17 protein-coding genes and 8 tRNA genes are annotated in these 19,406 nt (G+C 65.6%); 18 read left to right on the top strand and 7 right to left on the bottom strand.

Annotated features, from left to right (window positions below):
• Window positions 1–89: 89 nt before the first annotated feature.
• Complete coding sequence (locus tag VK92_RS06970; RefSeq protein ID WP_021162483.1) at window positions 90–455, top strand: hypothetical protein; 366 nt, start codon at window positions 90–92, stop codon at window positions 453–455.
• 315 nt (window positions 456–770) lie between these two features.
• Here VK92_RS06970 and VK92_RS41535 read toward each other — a convergent pair whose 3' ends face one another.
• Complete coding sequence (locus VK92_RS41535) at window positions 771–1,259, bottom strand: hypothetical protein (protein WP_155629119.1); 489 nt, start codon at window positions 1,257–1,259, stop codon at window positions 771–773.
• Between the two features lie 318 nt (window positions 1,260–1,577).
• Window positions 1,578–1,704 (bottom strand) — tRNA-Arg (locus VK92_RS41530).
• Between the two features lie 75 nt (window positions 1,705–1,779).
• Between VK92_RS41530 and VK92_RS41525 the strand changes: the two genes are divergently transcribed.
• The 5 genes from VK92_RS41525 (at window position 1,780) to VK92_RS06945 (ending at window position 7,126) form a co-directional block, all read left to right on the top strand.
• Window positions 1,780–2,463, top strand: a complete 684-nt coding sequence (locus VK92_RS41525) for an ABC transporter substrate-binding protein (RefSeq protein ID WP_148712287.1) — start codon at window positions 1,780–1,782, stop codon at window positions 2,461–2,463.
• A gap of 51 nt (window positions 2,464–2,514) precedes the next feature.
• Entirely contained in the window at window positions 2,515–3,558 is a 1,044-nt protein-coding gene (locus VK92_RS06960; protein ID WP_048020865.1) for a microcin C ABC transporter permease YejB, read from the top strand.
• Window positions 3,559–3,606: 48 nt separating this feature from the next.
• Complete coding sequence (locus VK92_RS06955; RefSeq protein ID WP_048020867.1) at window positions 3,607–4,704, top strand: ABC transporter permease; 1,098 nt, start codon at window positions 3,607–3,609, stop codon at window positions 4,702–4,704.
• A complete protein-coding gene (locus tag VK92_RS06950; RefSeq protein ID WP_021162485.1) occupies window positions 4,701–6,323 on the top strand; it encodes an ABC transporter ATP-binding protein in 1,623 nt (540 codons plus the stop codon). Before VK92_RS06955 ends, VK92_RS06950 begins: the two co-directional genes overlap by 4 nt.
• 128 nt (window positions 6,324–6,451) lie before the next feature.
• A complete protein-coding gene (locus VK92_RS06945) occupies window positions 6,452–7,126 on the top strand; it encodes a C40 family peptidase (RefSeq protein ID WP_011352498.1) in 675 nt (224 codons plus the stop codon).
• Window positions 7,127–7,272: 146 nt separating this feature from the next.
• On the opposite strand, the gene VK92_RS06940 is transcribed toward VK92_RS06945, so the two are convergent.
• Entirely contained in the window at window positions 7,273–8,199 is a 927-nt protein-coding gene (locus VK92_RS06940; protein WP_021162487.1) for a patatin-like phospholipase family protein, read from the bottom strand.
• Window positions 8,200–8,479: 280 nt separating this feature from the next.
• Here VK92_RS06940 and gltX point away from each other — a divergent pair, with 280 nt between their 5' ends.
• From gltX to VK92_RS06895, 9 genes are all read left to right on the top strand, one after another.
• Complete coding sequence (gene gltX, locus VK92_RS06935) at window positions 8,480–9,889, top strand: glutamate--tRNA ligase (protein ID WP_048020872.1); 1,410 nt, start codon at window positions 8,480–8,482, stop codon at window positions 9,887–9,889.
• A gap of 128 nt (window positions 9,890–10,017) precedes the next feature.
• Window positions 10,018–10,093, top strand: a tRNA-Ala gene (locus VK92_RS06930).
• Between the two features lie 141 nt (window positions 10,094–10,234).
• Window positions 10,235–10,310: transfer RNA gene (locus tag VK92_RS06925), tRNA-Glu, on the top strand.
• A gap of 79 nt (window positions 10,311–10,389) precedes the next feature.
• A tRNA-Asp gene (locus VK92_RS06920) sits at window positions 10,390–10,466 on the top strand.
• Window positions 10,467–10,529: 63 nt separating this feature from the next.
• A tRNA-Glu gene (locus VK92_RS06915) sits at window positions 10,530–10,605 on the top strand.
• Window positions 10,606–10,684: 79 nt separating this feature from the next.
• Window positions 10,685–10,761: transfer RNA gene (locus VK92_RS06910), tRNA-Asp, on the top strand.
• Between the two features lie 66 nt (window positions 10,762–10,827).
• Window positions 10,828–10,903 (top strand) — tRNA-Glu (locus VK92_RS06905).
• Window positions 10,904–10,976: 73 nt separating this feature from the next.
• Window positions 10,977–11,053, top strand: a tRNA-Asp gene (locus VK92_RS06900).
• 354 nt (window positions 11,054–11,407) lie between these two features.
• Complete coding sequence (locus VK92_RS06895) at window positions 11,408–11,872, top strand: GNAT family N-acetyltransferase (RefSeq protein ID WP_021159069.1); 465 nt, start codon at window positions 11,408–11,410, stop codon at window positions 11,870–11,872.
• A 26-nt stretch (window positions 11,873–11,898) separates the two neighbouring features.
• Here the strand turns inward: VK92_RS06895 and VK92_RS06890 are convergent, their stop codons facing one another.
• The gene (locus VK92_RS06890; protein WP_048021130.1) at window positions 11,899–12,774 is read right to left on the bottom strand and encodes an AraC family transcriptional regulator; all 876 of its coding nucleotides are present in this window, start codon (window positions 12,772–12,774) and stop codon (window positions 11,899–11,901) included.
• A 266-nt stretch (window positions 12,775–13,040) separates the two neighbouring features.
• On the opposite strand from VK92_RS06890, the gene VK92_RS06885 reads away from it, so the two are divergent.
• Window positions 13,041–13,454 (top strand): gamma-glutamylcyclotransferase family protein, encoded by a 414-nt coding sequence (locus VK92_RS06885; protein WP_021159071.1) that lies wholly within the window; start codon window positions 13,041–13,043, stop codon window positions 13,452–13,454.
• Window positions 13,455–13,581: 127 nt separating this feature from the next.
• Here the strand turns inward: VK92_RS06885 and aceB are convergent, their stop codons facing one another.
• Both aceB and VK92_RS06875 read right to left on the bottom strand, forming a co-directional pair.
• Window positions 13,582–15,174, bottom strand: coding sequence for a malate synthase A (gene aceB, locus VK92_RS06880; RefSeq protein ID WP_048021132.1), 1,593 nt, complete (start codon window positions 15,172–15,174; stop codon window positions 13,582–13,584).
• Between the two features lie 65 nt (window positions 15,175–15,239).
• Window positions 15,240–16,001 carry a haloacid dehalogenase type II gene (locus tag VK92_RS06875; protein ID WP_021159073.1) on the bottom strand — a complete coding sequence of 254 codons (762 nt, stop codon included), beginning with the start codon at window positions 15,999–16,001 and terminating at the stop codon, window positions 15,240–15,242.
• Window positions 16,002–16,155: 154 nt separating this feature from the next.
• On the opposite strand from VK92_RS06875, the gene VK92_RS06870 reads away from it, so the two are divergent.
• Both VK92_RS06870 and VK92_RS06865 read left to right on the top strand, forming a co-directional pair.
• Window positions 16,156–17,061, top strand: a complete 906-nt coding sequence (locus VK92_RS06870; protein ID WP_021159074.1) for a LysR family transcriptional regulator — start codon at window positions 16,156–16,158, stop codon at window positions 17,059–17,061.
• 171 nt (window positions 17,062–17,232) lie between these two features.
• Window positions 17,233–17,667 carry a universal stress protein gene (locus VK92_RS06865; RefSeq protein ID WP_011352489.1) on the top strand — a complete coding sequence of 145 codons (435 nt, stop codon included), beginning with the start codon at window positions 17,233–17,235 and terminating at the stop codon, window positions 17,665–17,667.
• A 190-nt stretch (window positions 17,668–17,857) separates the two neighbouring features.
• Here VK92_RS06865 and aceA read toward each other — a convergent pair whose 3' ends face one another.
• The gene (gene aceA / locus VK92_RS06860; protein WP_048020876.1) at window positions 17,858–19,165 is read right to left on the bottom strand and encodes an isocitrate lyase; all 1,308 of its coding nucleotides are present in this window, start codon (window positions 19,163–19,165) and stop codon (window positions 17,858–17,860) included.
• Between the last annotated feature and the right edge of the window lie 241 nt (window positions 19,166–19,406).

The raw sequence follows: 19,406 nt of genomic DNA, 5'->3' as shown, positions 1-19,406 counted from the left end.
GCATCAGTTCTTACAAACTTGAAATATGCGGGGGCAACGCTTGCCGTTATAGTCGAATCACACATCGAACAACCCCCAAAGAGGAATCCATGAAGACCTTGCGTATTGCCTCGCTCTTGACCGGTATGACGGCCTTGCTCGTGTCGGGCGCAGCAATGGCGGGAGTCAATGTCGGGATCAATCTCGGCGTTCCGGCACCGGTCTACGTCGCGCCCGCACCTGTGTATGCGCCGCCGCCTCCGCCGCCGGTCGTCTATCAGCCTGCGCCGGTCTATGCGCCGGCACCCGTCTACGCACCGGCGCCGACTATCGTGATCGGCTGGCATGGCGACCGCTACTGGGACGGCCGTCGCTACTGGGGCCGCGACGAGTGGTACCGCCGTCACGGCGGCCGCCCCGGCTGGGATCGCGGTCACGGCCATTGGGACAACGGTCGCCACAACGGCTGGCGTTGATCGACAGGGCGCACGCGTGATGTGCGCGCAACGTCCGCCGATGAAGAAACCGCCTGCATGGCGGTTTTCTTTTGGCCCGACGGATTGAATGGGTAGAATCGTCCCTCGTTACTACCCTCATTCGACCGACAGGGCCTCTATGACGAAGGGTTCGCCCCGGGCAGCCGGGCGTGTCCGCCGTGCCGTACGGGTTGCCGGCCGCACGGCCGCGGTATTCGTGTTGCAGGCGGCGCTGGCCGCGACCGCCGCGCACGCGGCCTACGCCATTGCGCAGTACGGCGAGCCGAAGTATCCGCCGGGCTTCAGGCATTTCGACTACGTCAACCCCGACGCGCCGAAGGGCGGCACGCTCGTGCTCGCGAACCCCAACCGGCTGACCTCGTTCGACAAGTTCAACCCGTTTACGATGCGCGGCAATCCCGCGCCGGGCATCGACATGCTGTTCGAGAGCCTCGCGACCGGCAGCTCGGACGAGCCGGCGTCGGCGTACGGGCTGCTCGCCGACGACATCGACATCGCACCGGATCGCCGTTCGGTCACGTTCCACCTGAATCCGCGCGCGCGCTTTTCCAATGGCGACCCGGTCACGGCCGACGACGTCAAGTTCTCGTTCGACACACTGAAGAGCAAGCTGGCCGCGCCGCAGTTCGGCGCGTATTTCGCGGAAATCACGAAGGCCGTGGTGGTTGATCCTGCCACCGTGCGTTTCGAGTTCCGCAGCGCGAATCGTGAACTGCCGCTGATCGCCGGCGGCGTGCCGGTGTTTTCGCGCAAGTGGGGATTGCGCGCGGACGGCTCGCGCATCCCGTTCGACCAGCTCGCGTTCGAGCAGCCGATCGGCAGCGGCCCGTACCTGATCGAGCGCTACGACAACGGCCGGACGATCACTTACCGGCGCAACCCGGCGTACTGGGGTGCCGACCTGCCGGTGCGGGTGGGTACCAACAACTTCGAACGGATCGTCTACAAGCTGTACGGCGATGGCGTTGCGCGGCTCGAAGCGTTCAAGGCGGGCGAATACGATGTGCTCGTCGAGTACATCGCGCGCAACTGGACGCGCCGCGACGTCGGCAAGCGTTTCGACAGCGGCGAGCTCGTCAAGCGCGAATTCCGCCAGCACAACGGCGCCGGCATGCAGGGCTTCTTCATGAACCTGCGCCGGCCGCTGTTTCGCGACGTGCGCGTGCGCCAGGCGCTCGACCTTGCGTTCGACTTCGAATGGCTGAACCGCCAGCTGTTCTACAGCGCCTACACGCGTCTGGACAGCTACTTCGCCGACACCGACCTGCAGGCGACCGGCACGCCCGGCCCCGGCGAGCTGAAGTTGCTGGAGCCGCTGCGCGCGCAGCTCGACCCGGCCGTGTTCGGGCCGATGGTCACTCAGCCGGACACGAATCCGCCGGGCTCGCTGCGCGCGAACCTGCTGAAGGCGCGCACGCTGCTCGCGCAGGCCGGCTGGACCTATCGCGACGGCGCGCTGCGCAATGCGAAAGGCGAGCCGTTCACGTTCGAGATCCTCGACGATTCGGGCGCCGCGATGGAAGGTGTCGTGACGGCCTATCAGCGCAATCTGGCGAAGCTCGGCATCGATGCACGCTTTCGAACGGCCGATTTCGCGCTGCTGCAAAAGCGCCTCGACGCGTTCGACTACGACATGACGACGATCCGCCTGCCGGGCGTGCAGGTGCCGGGGGCCGAGCAATACTCGCGTTACGCCAGCAAGTTCGCCGACGAGCCGGGCTCCGACAACTTCATCGGGCTGAAGTCACCGGCCGTCGATGCGCTGCTGCACGCACTCGGCACCGCGCAGTCGCGCGACGAATTGCTCGATGCGACACACGCGCTCGACCGCGTGCTGATGCATGGCTACTACGCGGTCCCGCAGTGGTACAGCACGACGCACCGGATCGCGTACAAGCGCACGCTCGGCTACCCGCAGACGCTGCCGCTGTACTATTCGGCCGAGGGCTGGGTCGTGTCGACCTGGTGGGCGAAGCCCGATCACTGAGCCACGCCGCCCCTACGTCCAACCCTGCCTACCGATCGCGAGTCGACGCCCATGTGGAGCTACATCCTCAAACGCCTGCTGCTGATGATCCCGACGCTCATCGGCGTGCTGACGCTCACGTTCGCGGTGATCCAGTTCGTACCGGGCGGCCCCGTCGAACAGGCCGTGCAGGAATTGCGCAAGGGCGCGACGGAGCAGGGTGCGGTGCCGTTCGGGATGCGCGCGCACACCGGCGTCGACGCACAGCAGCTCGCGCAGCTGAAGGCGCTGTACGGTTTCGACAAACCGCCGCTCGAACGCTACTGGCTGATGCTGAAGCGCTTCGCGCGCTTCGATCTCGGCGAAAGTTACTTCCGCCACCAGAGCGTGTGGTCGCTGGTCGTGCAGAAGCTGCCCGTGTCGATCAGCATCGGGCTGTGGACGTTCTTCCTCACGTACCTGATCTCGGTGCCGCTGGGCATCGCGAAGGCCGTGCGCAACGGTTCGCCGTTCGACGTCGCGACGAGCCTCGTCGTGCTCGTCGGTTATGCGATTCCGGGCTTCGTGCTCGGCGTGCTGCTGCTCGTGCTGTTCGGCGGCGGCTCGTTCTGGCAGCTTTTCCCGCTGCGCGGGCTCACGTCGGACAACTTCGCCCAGCTGTCGCTCGTCGGCAAGGTGCTCGACTACCTGTGGCACATCGCGCTGCCGATCACGGCGTCGGTCGTCGGCAGCTTCGCGGTCGTCACGATGCTCACGAAGAATGCGTTCCTCGACCAGATCCGCCGGCAATACGTGCTGACCGCGCGCGCGAAAGGGCTCTCCGAGCGCAGCGTGCTGTGGAAGCACGTGTTCCGCAACGCGATGCTGCCGCTGATCGTCGGTTTCCCGGCCGCGTTCATCGGCGCGTTCTTCACGGGCAGCCTGCTGATCGAGACGCTGTTCTCGCTCGACGGCCTCGGGCTGCTGTCGTACGAATCGGTCGTGCGGCGCGACTATCCGGTCGTGCTCGGCACGCTGTACCTGTTCACGCTGATCGGCCTTGCGACCAAGCTGATTTCCGATCTCTGCTATGTGTGGGTCGATCCGCGCATTCAATTCGACACCCTGGAGCGCTGACATGAAACCGTCCGTCTGCATGCCCGGCGTCACCGGGCGAGGTGCGCGATGAACCGGGCCGTCGTGTCGTCCCGCATCGACGCGGCGCGTGCCCGCGTGTCGCCGTCTCCCGCGCGCCGCGTATGGCAGCGCTTCAGGCAGCAGCGCCTCGGCTACTGGAGCTTCGTGATCTTCGTCGTCGCGTTCGCCGCGAGCCTCGCGGCGCCGCTGTGGTCGAACGACAAGCCGCTCGTCGTGCGTTACGACGGCCAGACCTATTTCCCGATGTTCCATGCGTATCCGGAGACGACCTTCGGCGGCGATTTCCCGACGCCGGCCGACTATCTCGATCCGTATGTGCGCAAGCGGCTCGAGGCGCCCGGCAACTTCGTCGTCTACCCGCCGAACCATTACTACTACGACACGCTGAACTACTTCTCGAACGTGCCGAACCCCGCGCCGCCGTCGCGCGCGAACTGGCTCGGCACCGACGCGCAGGGGCGCGACCTGCTCGCCCGGCTGGTGTACGGGTTCCGCGTGTCGGTCGAGTTCGGGCTGATCCTGACCGTGATCGGCACGCTGCTCGGGATCGCCGCGGGCGCCGTGCAGGGCTTCTTCGGCGGGCGCATCGACATCGTCGGGCAGCGCCTGATCGAGATCTGGAGTTCGCTGCCCGAGCTGTACCTGCTGATCATCTTCGCGTCGATCTTCGAGCCGAGTTTCCTGCTGCTGATCGTGCTGCTGTCGCTGTTCGGCTGGATCGGGCTCGCCGACTACGTGCGCGCGGAATTCCTGCGCAACCGCACGCAGGACTACGTGCGCGCGGCGCGCGCGATGGGGCTCACGAACTGGCAGATCATCTGGCGCCATGTGCTGCCGAACAGCCTCACGCCGGTGATCACGTTCCTGCCGTTCCGGATGAGCGGCTCGATCCTCGCGCTCACGAGCCTCGATTTCCTCGGGCTCGGCGTGCCGCCGCCGACCCCGAGCCTCGGCGAACTGCTCGCGCAGGGCAAGGGCAACCTCGACGCATGGTGGATCTCGTTGTCGACCTTCGGCGTGCTGGTCACGACGCTGCTGTTGCTGACCTTCATGGGCGACGCGCTGCGCAACGCACTCGATACGCGGATCGCCGATTCGGTGCGCGCGGCGGGAGGCCAGCGATGAGCGAGGCGGTCGTATCGACGCAGCATGAGCCGCTGCTGGCGCTCGAGCATCTGCATGTGCGCTTCGGCGACACGGTCGCGGTGGACGACGTGACGCTCGAGATCGGTCGCGGCGAGCGCGTCGCGCTGGTCGGCGAATCGGGTTCCGGCAAGAGCGTGACCGCGCTGTCGATCCTGCGGCTGCTGCGCGACGCCGACGTGAGCGGGGCGATCCGCTTCGCGGGGCAGGACCTGGCTGGCAAGAGCGAGCGCGAGATGCGCGGGCTGCGCGGCTCGGACATCGCAATGATCTTCCAGGAACCGATGACGGCGCTCAACCCGCTGTATACGATCGGCGTGCAGATCGGCGAGACGATCGTGCTGCACGACGGCGTATCGGCGGTCGAGGCGCGCAAGCGTGCGATCGCTCTGCTTGCGCGCACGGGCATCGCGGAGCCGGAGAAGCGTGTCGACAGCTATCCGCACCAGTTGTCGGGCGGTCAGCGGCAGCGCGCGATGATCGCGATGGCGCTCGCCTGCCGGCCGCGCCTGCTGCTGGCCGACGAGCCGACCACCGCGCTCGACGTGACGATCCGCGCGCAGATCGTCGACCTGCTGCTGGAGCTGCAGCGCGAGGAAGCGGAAAAGCGCGGGATGGCGATCCTGCTGATCACGCACGACCTGAATCTCGTGCGGCACTTCGCGGATCGCGTCGCGGTGATGGAGCACGGCCGGCTCGTCGAGAGCGGGCCGGTCGAGCGGATCTTCGCGGAACCCGAGCATCCGTATACGCAGCGGCTGCTGAACAGCCGGCCGCAACGCGCGGTCGCGCCGGTGATGCCGATCGCGCCCGTCGTGCTCGATGCCCGCCACGTGAGCGTGCAGTTCGCGCGCAAGCGGCCGGGCATCGCGGGCTGGTTCGGCTCGGTGCCCGTGACGGCCGTCGCGGATGTGTCGGTGTCGGTGCGGCAGGGCGAGACGCTCGGCATCGTCGGTGAATCGGGATCGGGAAAGTCGACGCTCGCGATGGCGCTGCTCGGCCTGCAAAAGACGGCCGGCGGCACGATCGAATTCCAGGGGCGCGCGCTGTCGACCTATCGAGGCCGCGAACAGACCGCCCTGCGCTCGAACATGCAGGTGGTCTTTCAGGACCCGTTCAGTTCGCTTTCTCCGCGTCACACGATCGAGCGGATCGTCGGCGAGGGGCTCGAACTGCATCGCCCGGACATGACGCCCGATGCGCGTCGCGCGAAGTCGCTCGCGGTGCTGCGCGAAGTCGGCCTCGACCGCACGGTGCTGCACCGTTATCCGCATGAATTCTCGGGCGGGCAGCGCCAGCGGATCGCGATCGCGCGCGCGCTGGTGCTGGAACCGCGCATCCTGATCCTCGACGAGCCGACGTCCGCGCTCGACGTGTCGATCCAGCAGCAGGTGCTCAAGCTGCTCGCGAATTTGCAACAGAAATACAACCTCGGCTATGTATTCATCAGCCATGACCTGGAGGTGATCGGGGCGATGGCGCACCGCGTCGCGGTGATGCAGGGCGGGGCCGTCGTCGAGTCGGGAGAGGTGGCCGACATCTTCAGCAGACCGTCACATCCTTACACACAAAAGCTGTTGAAAGCGGTCTGGAAAGCGTGATAGGCCGCCAATGGTCTGACCATCTCGATTGTATTTATTAATTTGTTTTGACAAACGATTACGCGCTGGCTAGTATCGACCGAAATTTTCCGCCAATCAGCTGATTTTTAAGCACATTCCATCGACCAATGCAGCATCGATCCCTGACCCAGGCATGCGCGCGCACCATCGCCGGGCTATTCATCGGCGCCCTGTTCGCAGCAGCACCCGGCGCGTTCGCCGACGAAGTCAGCAGTTTTAACCAGAATGTCACCAATTCGACGCAGAACGCGTCGAATTCCTCCCTCCAGCAGACCAGCGCGCAGCCGTCGAGCGGCGGCGCGAAGTCGTTCCTCGCCGGCATGGCCGGCAAGGCGGGCGACGTGGTCGTCGGCGCGCTGAACATGATCGGCGTGCGCTATCGCTGGGGCGGCAACTCGCCTGATTCGGGCCTCGACTGCAGCGGCTTCGTGCGCTACGTGTTCCAGGACACCCTCGGCATGTCGCTGCCGCGTCGAGCGGAAGAGATGAGCCGCGTCGGCGAGAAGGTGAGCATGAGCAACCTCAAGCCGGGCGATCTCGTGTTCTTCAACACGATGCGCCGCACGTTCTCGCACGTCGGCATCTACATCGGCGACAACAAGTTCGTGCACTCGCCGTCGACGGGCAGCACCATCCGCGTCGACGATCTCGATAGCGGCTACTGGGAAAAGCGTTTCACCGGCGCGCGCCGGCTTGAGTCGGAGTTCCCGATGAAGCCGGAAGATCTGCGTCAGCGCGTGCGCGCGACGATTGGCGACGATTCGGCGAACGGCAACAACTGACGTTCGACGGCCGGTCCGGCCGGATCAAAAAAACCCTGTCACCGAAAGGCGGCAGGGTTTTTTGTTTTGGGGCGGTGCAAACGGTGAATGACGGTCGCGCCGTCGTTTGCCGGCCGGCGGCGCGCGCCGGCCTGCGCGTCGCGTGCTTACGCGGCGGCTACGCCGCGCGCTGCCGCGAGCTTGCGCTGCAGTTCCGGCATGATGCGCGCGACGGCTTCCTCGCCTGCAAGAATGGCCGCGTTGCGCTGGTTGAAGTCGCTGCCGCCCATGGCCGCGAGGTTCGGGCGGATCACGACGTCGGCGTACTTTTCGAGCTCGTAGGTCTTGATCGTCTGGCCCATGATCGTGAAGGTCTGCAGCAGCATCTCGATCGGGTTGTTGGTTGCCGCGCCGTCCGGCCGGGCCGAGATGTCGACCGCGATCACGAAGCTCGCGCCCATCTTGCGCGCGTACGACGCCGGCACGGGGCTCACGAGGCCGCCGTCGACATATTCGCGGTTGCCGATCTTCACCGGTTCGAACACCGACGGCACGCTGCACGACGCACGCACCGCGAGCCCCGTGTTGCCCTGCTGGAACAGGATCGGCTGACCGCTCTGCAGATCGGTCGCGACAATACCGAGCGGCTTCGCCATCTTCTCGATCGGCCGGTTGTTGAGCGTCTTGTTCAGGAAGTTCTGCAGCGCCACGCCCTGCAGCAGCCCGCGCGAACGGAACGGCAGCGCCCAGTCGCTGATCGCCGCCTGGTCCATGTCGAGCGCGATCTTGTTGATCTGCAGTGCGCTCATGCCCGACGCATACAGTGCGCCGACCACCGAGCCCGCGCTCGTGCCCGCGACGATTTCGACCGGGATGCCGCGCGCCTCGAGCGCCTTCAGCACGCCGATGTGCGAGAAGCCGCGCGCGGCGCCGCCGCCGAGCGCGATGCCGATCTTCACCGGCTTCTCGCGCGGCTGCGTGGCGCCGGACGTATTGTCCGAACGGGATTTGTCGCCGAACGACGTGCAGGCGGCGAGGCTGGCGGACGCGGCGGCGATCGTGAAGTGGCGGCGCGACAGGCGAGGGGACGACATCGAATGGTTCTCCGGCGGCTTGGCGGCGGGTCACACGGCCCGCGGCGGCGATAGGTTCCGAGCGGCCGCGCGGCAGGTTCCGTGCGGCCGGCGCCGCGCCGGCTGGCGGCCGCGGCGCGCACATCATAAAGCAAGCGGCGCGCTTGGCGCGATGTCCGGCGCGAGTATAATTCCGGCTTCTTTCCCGTTCCGGGCGCGGCCGGCCCCGTTGCTGTCCGGGCTGCCGCCGTCGATCCCGCGTCGAATCATTCATGCGCCCCAGGCGTTCGAGTTACCGTTTATGACCCGTCCTGTCCGTACCCGCTTCGCGCCGAGTCCCACCGGCTTCATCCACCTCGGCAACATCCGCTCCGCGCTCTATCCGTGGGCGTTCGCCCGCAAGATGAAGGGCACGTTCGTGCTGCGCATCGAGGACACCGACGTCGAGCGCTCGTCGCAGGAAGCGGTCGACGCGATCCTCGAAGGGATGCAATGGCTCGGCCTGGATTTCGACGAAGGCCCGATCTACCAGATGCAGCGGATGGACCGCTATCGCGAGGTGCTCGCGCAGATGCTGGAGAAGGGGCTTGCCTACCCGTGCTACATGTCGGCCGAGGAGCTCGACGCGCTGCGCGAACGCCAGCGCGAGGCCGGCCTGAAGCCGCGCTACGACGGCACGTGGCGTCCGGAGCCCGGCAAGGTGCTGCCGGAGCCGCCGGCCGGCGTGAAGCCGGTGCTGCGTTTCCGCAATCCGCTGACGGGCACGGTCGTGTGGGATGACGCGGTGAAGGGGCGTGTCGAGATTTCGAACGAGGAACTCGACGACCTCGTGATCGCGCGCCCGGACGGCACGCCGATCTACAACTTCTGCGTGGTGGTGGACGACATGGACATGGGCATCACGCACGTGATCCGTGGCGACGACCACGTGAACAACACGCCGCGCCAGATCAACATCCTGAATGCGCTCGGCGGCGAGGCGCCGGTCTACGCGCACCTGCCGACCGTGCTGAACGAGCAGGGCGAGAAGATGAGCAAGCGGCATGGCGCGATGAGCGTGATGGCGTATCGCGACGCGGGTTTCCTGCCCGAAGCGGTCGTCAACTATCTCGCGCGCCTCGGCTGGTCGCACGGCGATGCCGAGATCTTCTCGCGTGAGCAGTTCGTCGAATGGTTCGATCTCGAGCATCTCGGCAAGTCGCCCGCGCAATACGACCACAGCAAGCTGAGCTGGCTGAACGCGCATTACATCAAGGAAGCGGACAACGCGCGCCTCGCCGAGCTGGCCAAACCGTTCCTCGCCGCACTCGGCGTCGACGATGCGGCGATCGCCACGGGCCCGGCGCTCGATGCCGTGGTCGGGCTGATGAAGGATCGCGCGACGACGGTCAAGGAGATCGCGGAAGGCGCTGCGATGTTCTACCGCGTGCCGGCACCGGAGGCCGATGCGCTTGCGCAGCACGTGACCGATGCGGTGCGTCCGGCGCTGGCCGATCTCGTCGCTGCGCTGAAGGCGGCCGACTGGACGAAGGAGGCCGTATCCGCCGCGCTGAAGGCGACGCTCGGCACGCACAAGCTGAAGATGCCGCAACTCGCGATGCCGGTGCGCCTGCTGGTGGCGGGGACGACGCACACGCCGTCGATCGACGCGGTGCTCGTCCTGTTCGGTCGCGATGTCGTGGTGTCGCGCATCGAGGCCGTGCTGGCCTGAGATTCGGGGGCGAGCGAAGCTGCCCGTGCGTGACATCGCGGCGGCTTCGCAAAAAATTTCGCTCCAATCGCAAAAAGGGTATTTACAAGTTCAAAGTAGCTCCATATAATCTCATTTCTGTTCTGCAAGGGGGTATAGCTCAGCTGGGAGAGCGCTTGCATGGCATGCAAGAGGTCAGCGGTTCGATCCCGCTTACCTCCACCATCAGAACAAGCTGAGTTGATTTGCGAAGCAAGTAGGGTAGTAATAAATGCTTCACAAAATGATTCAAAGCAGTTAGAATTTCGGCCTTCGCTGTTGATTGAAAAGTGAATAGCGAAAGTCAGACAGATCTGAAAAGATTTTGTCCCCTTCGTCTAGAGGCCTAGGACATCACCCTTTCACGGTGAGTACAGGGGTTCGAATCCCCTAGGGGACGCCAGGATTCAGCGGCGTTTCGTAGAAGTGTCGCAAGGCTCGCAGGAACGTAACCGACGTCCTGCGGGTTGGGTAAGAAAGCTGGAGCGGTAGTTCAGTCGGTTAGAATACCGGCCTGTCACGCCGGGGGTCGCGGGTTCGAGTCCCGTCCGCTCCGCCAGAACGAAGCCCGTTCAAGACGTTTTTGAGCGGGCTTTTGTATTAAAGATGTAAGCAGTACGTTGTCCCCTTCGTCTAGAGGCCTAGGACATCACCCTTTCACGGTGAGTACAGGGGTTCGAATCCCCTAGGGGACGCCAGGATTCAGCGGCGTTTCGTAGAAGTGCCGCATCGCTTGCAGGACGTGACAAGATCCTGCGGGCGAGGGTAAGAAAAGCTGGAGCGGTAGTTCAGTTGGTTAGAATACCGGCCTGTCACGCCGGGGGTCGCGGGTTCGAGCCCCGTCCGCTCCGCCAGAACGAAGCCCGTTCAAAGAACGTTTTTTGAACGGGCTTTTGCATTAAGGATGTAAGCAGTACGTTGTCCCCTTCGTCTAGAGGCCTAGGACATCACCCTTTCACGGTGAGTACAGGGGTTCGAATCCCCTAGGGGACGCCAGATTTCGGCGTCGTTCGAACAAACGATGCGCCGGCAGGAAGCAACCGACGCCTGCCAGGCAAGCAGCAAGACTGGAGCGGTAGTTCAGTCGGTTAGAATACCGGCCTGTCACGCCGGGGGTCGCGGGTTCGAGTCCCGTCCGCTCCGCCAAAAAATGAAGAAGCCCGCCTTGTGCGGGCTTTTTCATTTGTATCGTCGGTTGCGCCCGCTGGCGGGCGCGTGACCGCGGAGCGGAGGAAGCCGCCTGCGCGGCTTCCGGCGGGACGCGAAGGGATGCGCGTGCACGCGCATCCGCGGCCTGCAGGATGTAGGCGAGTCCCGTCCGCTCCGCCAAAAAATGAAGAAGCCCGCCTTGTGCGGGCTTTTTCATTTTGCGTTTCCCGTTGCGTCTGCAGGCGGCACGTAACCACCGGTCATCACGCGTCGAGCCGCTACGAGAAATCCGCGATTGCATCCGCACGCGACTGCGCTATCGTGGCGGGATGCGTTCTTGACCCCTGCGCGATGCTCGATCCGACCGACCTGCGACTCCTGTATCAGCTCCGGCCCGCGGAGGCCGGCGATTTTCCGTTTGCCGAAGCGCTGACGCACGGCAACATGGGCGGCTATTACAAGCGCCATGGGCTCGTCTGGCGCAGCGACCTGTTCTACGCGAGCTGGCGCGAATCCGAGAACTTCATCCTCGAGGCCGACGGCGAGCGCATCGGCGTGCTGCGCGTGACCGAGGAGGGCGATTCGCTGCACATCCGCGACGTACAGATCGCGGCCGGTCATCGCGGGCAGGGCGCCGGCACCTACATGCTCGACATGTCGCACCGCTGGGCGCGTGCGCGCGGGCTGCACGAACTGCAATTGCGCGTGTTCGTCGACAATCCTGCCGCGCGTCTTTATTTGCGCATGGGCTATCGGGTTGCCGGGTCGCGGCTCGCGCAACTTGGCTCGATCCGTCACATGGTGCGGCCGGTCTGACGCGCTGATGGCTCCGAACGACGCGTTCAGCGGACAGCGCCGACAGCGTCGTCGTCCGGGGTTTCGTCGTCCGCGAGGCTGCCTTCCGGGCCGCGGTGTTCGTAGCCGCGCAGCATGAATGCGCGCGGGCTTTCGCCGAATGCGCGCCGGAACATCGCCGAAAAGGCGCTCTGGCTCTGGTAGCCGAGCTCGCGCGCGATATGCGACAGCGGGCGCCCCTGGTTCAGCAGCGGAATGGCCCGTGCCAGCAGTGCCTGCTGACGCCACTGCGAAAAACTCACGCCCAGTTCCTGCTTGAAGAGCCGCGAAATCGTGCGCGTGCTCGCGCCGACCTCGCTTGCCCAGTGCTCGAGCGACTCCGCATGCGCCGGATGCGCGAGTACCGATTCGCACAGCATGCGCAGCCGTTTTTCGTCGGGCATCGGTACCGCGAGCGGCAGCGGTTCGGCGCGACTCAGCTCGTCGAGCACGAGCCCGCACAGCAGGCGCTCGCGCGCGGTGCTCAGGTCGCGCGCGTCGAGCGCGACGATCAGTTCGCGCAGGAGCCCCGTCACTTCGACGACACGGCACGCGTCAAGCCCTTCCGGCACGATCGACTCGTCGATGTACAGCGTGCGCAAGAACGCCTCTTCGACGATCACGACCTCGTGCGTCACGTGCGGCGGTACCCAGATCGCACGGGACGGCGGCACCATCCATGTCGTGCCGGTCGTCGCGACGCGCAGCACGCCGCGCGATGCGTACGCGAGCTGTGCCCATGCATGCGTATGCAGCGGGATGCGGCGTCCGGCGTCGAGCTGCCGTGCGCGCACGCGCATCGGATGGACGGCGGTCGGCGCGAATTCGGGCGGAATGTCGATGACGTACAGGTTCGGTACGTCGGCTTGGGCGGGCGGATTCATGAACGATTCGGGCAACGCTGCGGCGATGCCGTTATTGTAGAAGGCGCCGCGAAAGCGCATGTGACGGTTTGTCGGGCGATCATGCCGCGCTCAAATGAATGTTGTGTGTGGCCCGGCGATTTCAGGGCCGCCCGCGACGAGAGGCGCTTGCGCGTTCGAACCATCGGGCCGGTATCGTGGTCTATCGATGCGCGGGGGATTGCGCATGAATTGCGCACGGATCGCCCGTGAACAGGGCAACACACGAATCAAAGAGGAGAACCACGATGCGTTACGTATTCGTCTACGGCACCTTGAGAAACGGGGAGGCCAACGACATCGGCCACGCGGCCGCCAGGCACGGAATTGCCGCGCCGACGCTGCTCGGCGCCGCCGCGCTGCCGGGAGAGCTTTACGATTTCGGCACGTATCCGGGGATGGTTGCCGGGTCGGCCGGCAAGTCGCTGGTCTGGGGCGACGTCTACGAAATCGACGACCTGCTTGTTCCCGTGCTCGACGAGATCGAGCGCGTCTATCCGGGTGTCGACTCGCTGTTCAAGCCGGACGACGTGACCGTCGAACTCGGCGGCCGGCAGTACGCGTGCCTTTACTATCCGGTCGCCGCGCACGCGACCGCCGGACGTCCGCGCATTGCGTCGGGCGACTGGGTTCAGCACCGGCGCGAGCGGGAAGCCGTCTGACCGGCCGCGCTTCAGCCGCTTCAGCCGCAAAGGAAAAAGCGCCCCGAGGGGCGCTTTCGTTTGTGCCGTCATTCGCATGCGACCGGCGCCGACGCTGGGGCGGCCCCGATCAGGACGGGCGGCTTCGTCAGATTTCCTCGTACAGCGGCAGCGTCAGGAATTCGGTGAAGCCTTCCGACGTCGACATCTGCTCGAAGATCGCGGCGGCGCGCTCGTACGGCTGCGTGTTGCCGCCGACCGAGCGCTTCACGTTGTCGAGTTCGGCCTTCGAGAATTCCCGCACGAGTTCGGCCGTGACCTTGCGGCCGTCGTCGAGCACGCCCTTCGGCGAGCGGATCCATTGCCACACCTGCGAACGGGAAATCTCGGCCGTGGCTGCATCTTCCATCAGGTTGTGGATCGGTACGCAGCCGTTGCCGTCGAGCCAGGCGCCGAGGTAATGGATGCCGACGTTGATGTTGTTGCGCAGGCCGGCTTCGGTGATCGGCGCTTCAGGCTGGAAGTCGAGCAGGTTCCTGCCTTCGACCTGTACGTCGTCGCGCTGCTTCGCGATCTGGTTCGGCTTGTCGCCGAGCACCTTGACGAACTCTTCCATCGCGATCGGCACGAGGCCCGGGTGCGCGACCCAGCCGCCGTCGTAGCCGTCGGTCGCGTCGCGCTGCTTGTCCGAACGCACGCCGCTCATGGCCTTGTCGTTCGCTTCCGGATCGTTCTTGATCGGGATCAGCGCGCTCATCCCGCCGATCGCCGGCGCGTTGCGCTTGTGGCAGGTCTTCAGCAGCAGCAGCGCGTACGCGCGCATGAACGGCACCGTCATCGTGATCTTCGAACGCTCGGCCAGGCAGAAGTCGCGGTCGTTCTTGAACTTCTTGATCGCGGAGAAGATGTAGTCCCAGCGGCCCGCGTTCAGGCCCGAGCTGTGTTCGCGCAGTTCGTACAGGATCTCGTCCATCTCGAACGCGGCGAGGATCGTCTCGATCAGCACCGTCGCGCGGATCGTGCCGCGCGGCACGCCGACGGCTTCCTGCGCCGCGACGAAGATGTCGTTCCACAGCCGTGCCTCGAGATGGCTTTCCATCTTCGGCAGGTAGAAGTACGGGCCCGAGCCGCGCGCAAGCAGTTCCTTCGCGTTGTGGAACAGGAACAGCGCGAAATCGAAGATGCCGCCGGACACGCGCTGGCCGTCGACCGTCACGTGCTTCTCGTCGAGGTGCCAGCCGCGCGGACGCACGATCAGCGTCGCGACCTTGTCGTTCAACTGGTAGGACTTGCCGTTCTGCTCGAGCGAGATCGTCCGGCGCACCGCGTCCTTCAGGTTGATCTGGCCGTCGATCTGGTTCGTCCAGCTCGGCGCGTTCGAATCCTCGAAGTCCGTCATGTACGAATCGGCGCCCGAGTTCAGCGCGTTGATGATCATCTTGCGCTCGACGGGGCCCGTGATCTCGACGCGGCGGCATTGCAGGTCGGCCGGCAGCGGCGCGACCTTCCAGTCGCCTTCGCGGATCGCCTTCGTTTCGGCCAGGAAGTCGGGGCGCTCGCCCGCGTCGAGGCGTTTCGTGCGCTCGACGCGCGCCTGCAGCAGCGCCTGGCGGCGCGGTTCGAACGTGCGGTGCAGCGCCGCGACGAGTGCGAGCGCGTCGGGCGTCAGGATTGCTTCGTAACCCGGCTTGATTTCGCCGGTGATCGCCATGCCTTGCGGCAGCGTGATCGGGGTGCTCATGAGTCTCATCTCCTTGGTCGGTCAGTTGCGGTTTCGGTAAAGGGGGGAGGCGGCAGCTGCAATCGTCATGCACCCGGGCCGGGGCGCGTGCGGTTTGCGGGTCTGCCGGACGGAGCCGGGGTGGCGAGGAATGCGAGCAGGTCGGCCATGCCGGTGCCCGTACCGTCCGGCGGCGCGCCGAGTTCCTCGGCGGGCGCGCCCGTGCGGTTGAGCCAGAACGTGGTGTAGCCGAACCAGACGGCGCCGGCGACGTCCCACGCGTTCGACGACACGAACACGATGCCGCGCCGGTTCGGTCCGAACGCGGCGGTGCCGAGCGCATAGGCCGCCGGACTCGGCTTGTACGCGCGCACGGTGTCGGCCGACAGCACGCGATCGAACAGCCCGGACATGCCGGCGCTCTTGATCGCGATGTCGAGCATCTGCGGCGTGCCGTTCGACAGGATCGCGAGCGGCGGACGCGGGTCGAGCGCGCGCAGCTTGCGCAGCGCGGGCACCGTATCGGGATAGGTGGACAGGCACGCGTATTCGTCCATCAGTCGCTTCTCGGCCGCGCTGTTCAGCGCGAGCCCGAGCCGGCGCGCGGCGAACCGCAGCGCATCGAGCGTGATGTCCCGGAACGGGCGATAGCGGGCGCCGGCCGGATCGGCGAGCGTGCGCAGTTGCGAGTATTCGATTTGCTTGCGTCGCCACAGCTGCGACAACCGTTCCCCGTGACCCGGAAACATCTGCTCTGCCGCGGCCAGCACCGCACGCACGTCGAACAACGTGCCGAATGCGTCGAAGAGGATTGCGTCGGGAGAGGAGAGTGTCGTTGTGGCCGACATAGCCTTGCGCTCCGGTTTCAGAGGTCGAGTGAATTCTATTCGTGATCGTATGCGCTAAAAAAGACGCTATTCATCACTTGATCTTTTACTTTCATATACCTAATCTTGAGCCGTTTAAGCTATTTGAAGGGCGGCGGCACCGCCCCGGCGAGTCATGGACCGGTTCAAGCAGATCGAAACGTTCGCTGCGGTCGCGGCGAAGGGCAGCCTGTCGGCGGCTGCGCATGCGGAAGGCGTCGCCCCGGCGATCATCGGCCGACGCCTCGACGCGCTCGAGGAGCGGCTCGGCGTCAAGCTGCTGGTGCGCACGACGCGCAAGCTCACGCTGACGTTCGAGGGCTCGGCGTTTCTCGAGGATTGCCAGCGGATCATCAACGACATGCAGAACGCGGAGGCGAGCGTGTCCGCCGGCGGCGTCAAGGCGAGCGGCCACCTGCGTATTTCCGCGCCGGCCGGCTTCGGCCGGCGGCACGTCGCACCGCTCGTGCCCGAATTCAGCGTCGGGCATCCCGACGTCTCGGTCACGCTCGACCTGTCCGACCGCATGGTCGACCTCGTCAACGAGGGGTTCGATTGCGCGGTGCGCCTCGGCGAGCTGCCCGATTCGTCGCTCGTGTCGCTGAAGCTCGGCGAGAACCGCCGCGTGTGCGTCGCGGCTCCCGCGTACCTCGTACGGCGCGGCACGCCCGCGACGCTCGCGGAACTTGCGCGGCACAACTGCCTCGCGCTTGCGGCAAACGCGAACCAGCAGCGCGGCTGGGCGTTCCAGGAGGACGGCAAGGTCGTGTCGATCCGCGTGAACGGCACGATGGAATGCTCGGACGGCGCGGTGCTGCACGAATGGTGCCTCGCCGGACATGGCCTGGCGTGGCGCTCGTGGTGGGAGGTCGGCGAGGACATCGCGGCCGGCCGGCTCGTCAGCGTGCTCGACGCATTTGCCGCCCCGCCGATCGGCATCCACGCGGTGTTCCCGCAACGCCGGCACCTGCCGCTGCGTGTGCGGCTGTTTCTCGACTACCTGAAGCACACTTACGAGCGGCCCGGATATTGGGGCGAGTAGCAGTGGGAGCCGGTCGCGCTCGCCCGCGTGTTTCCGATATGAGGGCGAACCCGTTGCCGGGGCCGGTTGGGCGGTTTCGCGCACTACACTCGTAGGAGGCATGTCCGACGCGTCACGGCCGCCCCGGATGGGATCGCGGCTTGCGGCGTGTACTTGACGAAGGAGGGCGCGATGTTCCGGCACATCCTCGTTCCAACCGACGGTTCCGAACTGTCGCAGAAGGCGATCGACGGCGCGATCGACCTGGCCCGGGCGGTCGGTGCGCGCGTCACGGCGTACGCGTGCCTGCCGCAGTATCCGTACTCGCCGTTTTCCGAAGTGATCATCGAGCCGCCCGCCGATTTCCGGGCGCGCAGCGAGCGCGAGGCGCGTACGCATCTCGACGAGGTCGAATCGGCCGCGAAGGCGGCCGGCGTCGACTGCGACACCTGGACGAGCGTCCATCCGTCGCCGTATCTCGGCATCATCGAGGCGGCCGAACGCGGCGGCTGCGACGTGATCTTCATGGCGTCCCACGGACGCCGCGGGCTCGGCAGCTTGCTGATCGGCAGCGAGACGCAGCGCGTGCTGACCCATACGAAAATTCCGGTGATCGTCTATCGGTAGGGCGGTGCCCTGGAAAAAGGGCGCGCCGGACGAAGCCGGCGCGCGTCGTTGCTGGCGGCACGCAGGCCGCGCGGCCGGTCGCGCGATCGGTATCGCGCGCCTGCCGTCTCCTCCCTGATTTTTGTTCGGTGGCCGATGCCGCGCCGTCGCGAGACGGGGGCGGGCATCGGCATGACACGCCTGGCGCGTGTTACGCGACCTTCTTGCCGTCGAAGAACTGCTCGTCCTCGGTCGAGCCGTGCAGTGCGGTCGTCGACGCTTCGCGTTCGACCGTCTGCGTCACGGCGTCGAAGTAGCCGGTGCCGACTTCGCGCTGGTGCTTGACGGCCGTGAAGCCCTTGTCCGCAGCCGCGAACTCGGCCTGCTGCAGTTCGACGAAGGCGCTCATCTGCGTGCGGGCATAGCCGTGCGCGAGGTTGAACATCGAGTAGTTCAGCGCATGGAAGCCGGCCAGCGTGATGAACTGGAACTTGTAGCCCATCGCGCCGAGCTCCTTCTGGAACTTCGCGATCGTCGCGTCGTCGAGGTTCTTCTTCCAGTTGAACGACGGCGAGCAGTTGTACGACAGCAGCTTGCCCGGGAACTGCTTGTGGATCGCTTCCGCGAACTTCTTCGCGTACTCGAGATCCGGCTTGCCGGTTTCGCACCAGACCAGGTCGGCGTACGGTGCGTAGGCAAGACCGCGCGAGATCGCCTGCCCGATGCCCGGCTTCGTGCGGAAGAAGCCTTCCACCGTGCGCTCGCCCGTGAGGAACGGCTTGTCGTTGTCGTCGACGTCGGACGTGATCAGGTCGGCGGCTTCCGCGTCGGTGCGGGCAACCAGCACGGTCGGCGTGCCCATCACGTCGGCCGCGAGGCGCGCTGCCGACAGCTTCGCGACGGCTTCGCGGGTCGGCACGAGCACCTTGCCGCCCATGTGGCCGCACTTCTTCACCGACGCGAGCTGGTCCTCGAAGTGGACGCCCGAGGCGCCGGCTTCGATCATCGCCTTCATCAGCTCGAACGCGTTCAGCACGCCGCCGAAACCGGCTTCCGCGTCGGCGACGATCGGTGCGAAGAAGTCGACATAACCTTCGTCGCCCGGATTCTTGCCTTCCGACCACTGGATCTGGTCGGCGCGCGTCAGCGTGTTGTTGATGCGCTTCACGACGAGCGGCACCGAGTTTGCCGGGTACAGCGACTGGTCCGGGTACATTTCGCCCGCGACGTTCGCGTCGCCGGCCACTTGCCAGCCGGACAGGTAGATGGCCTTCAGGCCGGCCTTCACCTGCTGCATCGCCTGGTTGCCGGTCAGCGCGCCGAGTGCGTTGACGAACGGCTCGTTGTTGACGAGGCTCCACAGCTTTTCCGCGCCGCGCCTGGCGAGCGTGTGCTCGATCGGCACCGAACCGCGCAGGCGGACCACGTCCTCAGCCGAATAGCTGCGCTTGATGCCTTTCCAGCGCGGATCGGTTTCCCATTGCTTTTGCAGTTCCTGTGCCTGTTGCTGACGCGACATGATGAGCTCCTTGATGCGGTGCGATGCCTGATGGGTTGAATCTGACGGTGGTGAGGCTGTTCTCGAAGCCGGGAGCGTTGTGTTCCGGTTCGTGAGGTCTTGTATAAGAGTCTAGGCAAATCGACCGGGGCGGGACAGGGGGCTTTGTGGGGCGGCAGTCAAATTTTTAGTTGTTTTTAATCAATGGCTTGAAGTTGTGATTTCGAGATAAGAAACGCTCTTTCCCATCCTGCAATCGCTC

It is taken from the genome of Burkholderia sp. LK4 (assembly GCF_001043615.1).
GTDB classification, from domain to species: Bacteria; Pseudomonadota; Gammaproteobacteria; order Burkholderiales; family Burkholderiaceae; genus Burkholderia; species Burkholderia cepacia.
This window is presented reverse-complemented; position numbering and strand designations above follow the sequence as displayed.

What these genes read in the sequence shown, in the direction of transcription:
- VK92_RS06970 (WP_021162483.1), top strand. Translation starts at nt 90, where the DNA reads ATGAAGACCTTGCGTATTGCCTCGCTCTTGACCGGTATGACGGCCTTG.
- VK92_RS41535 (WP_155629119.1), bottom strand. Translation starts at nt 1,259, where the DNA reads ATGCGCGAGCCGTCCGCGCGCAATCCCCACTTGCGCGAAAACACCGGC.
- VK92_RS06960 (WP_048020865.1), top strand. Translation starts at nt 2,515, where the DNA reads ATGTGGAGCTACATCCTCAAACGCCTGCTGCTGATGATCCCGACGCTC.
- VK92_RS06955 (WP_048020867.1), top strand. Translation starts at nt 3,607, where the DNA reads ATGAACCGGGCCGTCGTGTCGTCCCGCATCGACGCGGCGCGTGCCCGC.
- VK92_RS06950 (WP_021162485.1), top strand. Translation starts at nt 4,701, where the DNA reads ATGAGCGAGGCGGTCGTATCGACGCAGCATGAGCCGCTGCTGGCGCTC.
- VK92_RS06945 (WP_011352498.1), top strand. Translation starts at nt 6,452, where the DNA reads ATGCAGCATCGATCCCTGACCCAGGCATGCGCGCGCACCATCGCCGGG.
- VK92_RS06940 (WP_021162487.1), bottom strand. Translation starts at nt 8,199, where the DNA reads ATGTCGTCCCCTCGCCTGTCGCGCCGCCACTTCACGATCGCCGCCGCG.
- gltX (WP_048020872.1), top strand. Translation starts at nt 8,480, where the DNA reads ATGACCCGTCCTGTCCGTACCCGCTTCGCGCCGAGTCCCACCGGCTTC.
- VK92_RS06895 (WP_021159069.1), top strand. Translation starts at nt 11,408, where the DNA reads ATGCTCGATCCGACCGACCTGCGACTCCTGTATCAGCTCCGGCCCGCG.
- VK92_RS06890 (WP_048021130.1), bottom strand. Translation starts at nt 12,774, where the DNA reads ATGAATCCGCCCGCCCAAGCCGACGTACCGAACCTGTACGTCATCGAC.
- VK92_RS06885 (WP_021159071.1), top strand. Translation starts at nt 13,041, where the DNA reads ATGCGTTACGTATTCGTCTACGGCACCTTGAGAAACGGGGAGGCCAAC.
- aceB (WP_048021132.1), bottom strand. Translation starts at nt 15,174, where the DNA reads ATGAGCACCCCGATCACGCTGCCGCAAGGCATGGCGATCACCGGCGAA.
- VK92_RS06875 (WP_021159073.1), bottom strand. Translation starts at nt 16,001, where the DNA reads ATGTCGGCCACAACGACACTCTCCTCTCCCGACGCAATCCTCTTCGAC.
- VK92_RS06870 (WP_021159074.1), top strand. Translation starts at nt 16,156, where the DNA reads ATGGACCGGTTCAAGCAGATCGAAACGTTCGCTGCGGTCGCGGCGAAG.
- VK92_RS06865 (WP_011352489.1), top strand. Translation starts at nt 17,233, where the DNA reads ATGTTCCGGCACATCCTCGTTCCAACCGACGGTTCCGAACTGTCGCAG.
- aceA (WP_048020876.1), bottom strand. Translation starts at nt 19,165, where the DNA reads ATGTCGCGTCAGCAACAGGCACAGGAACTGCAAAAGCAATGGGAAACC.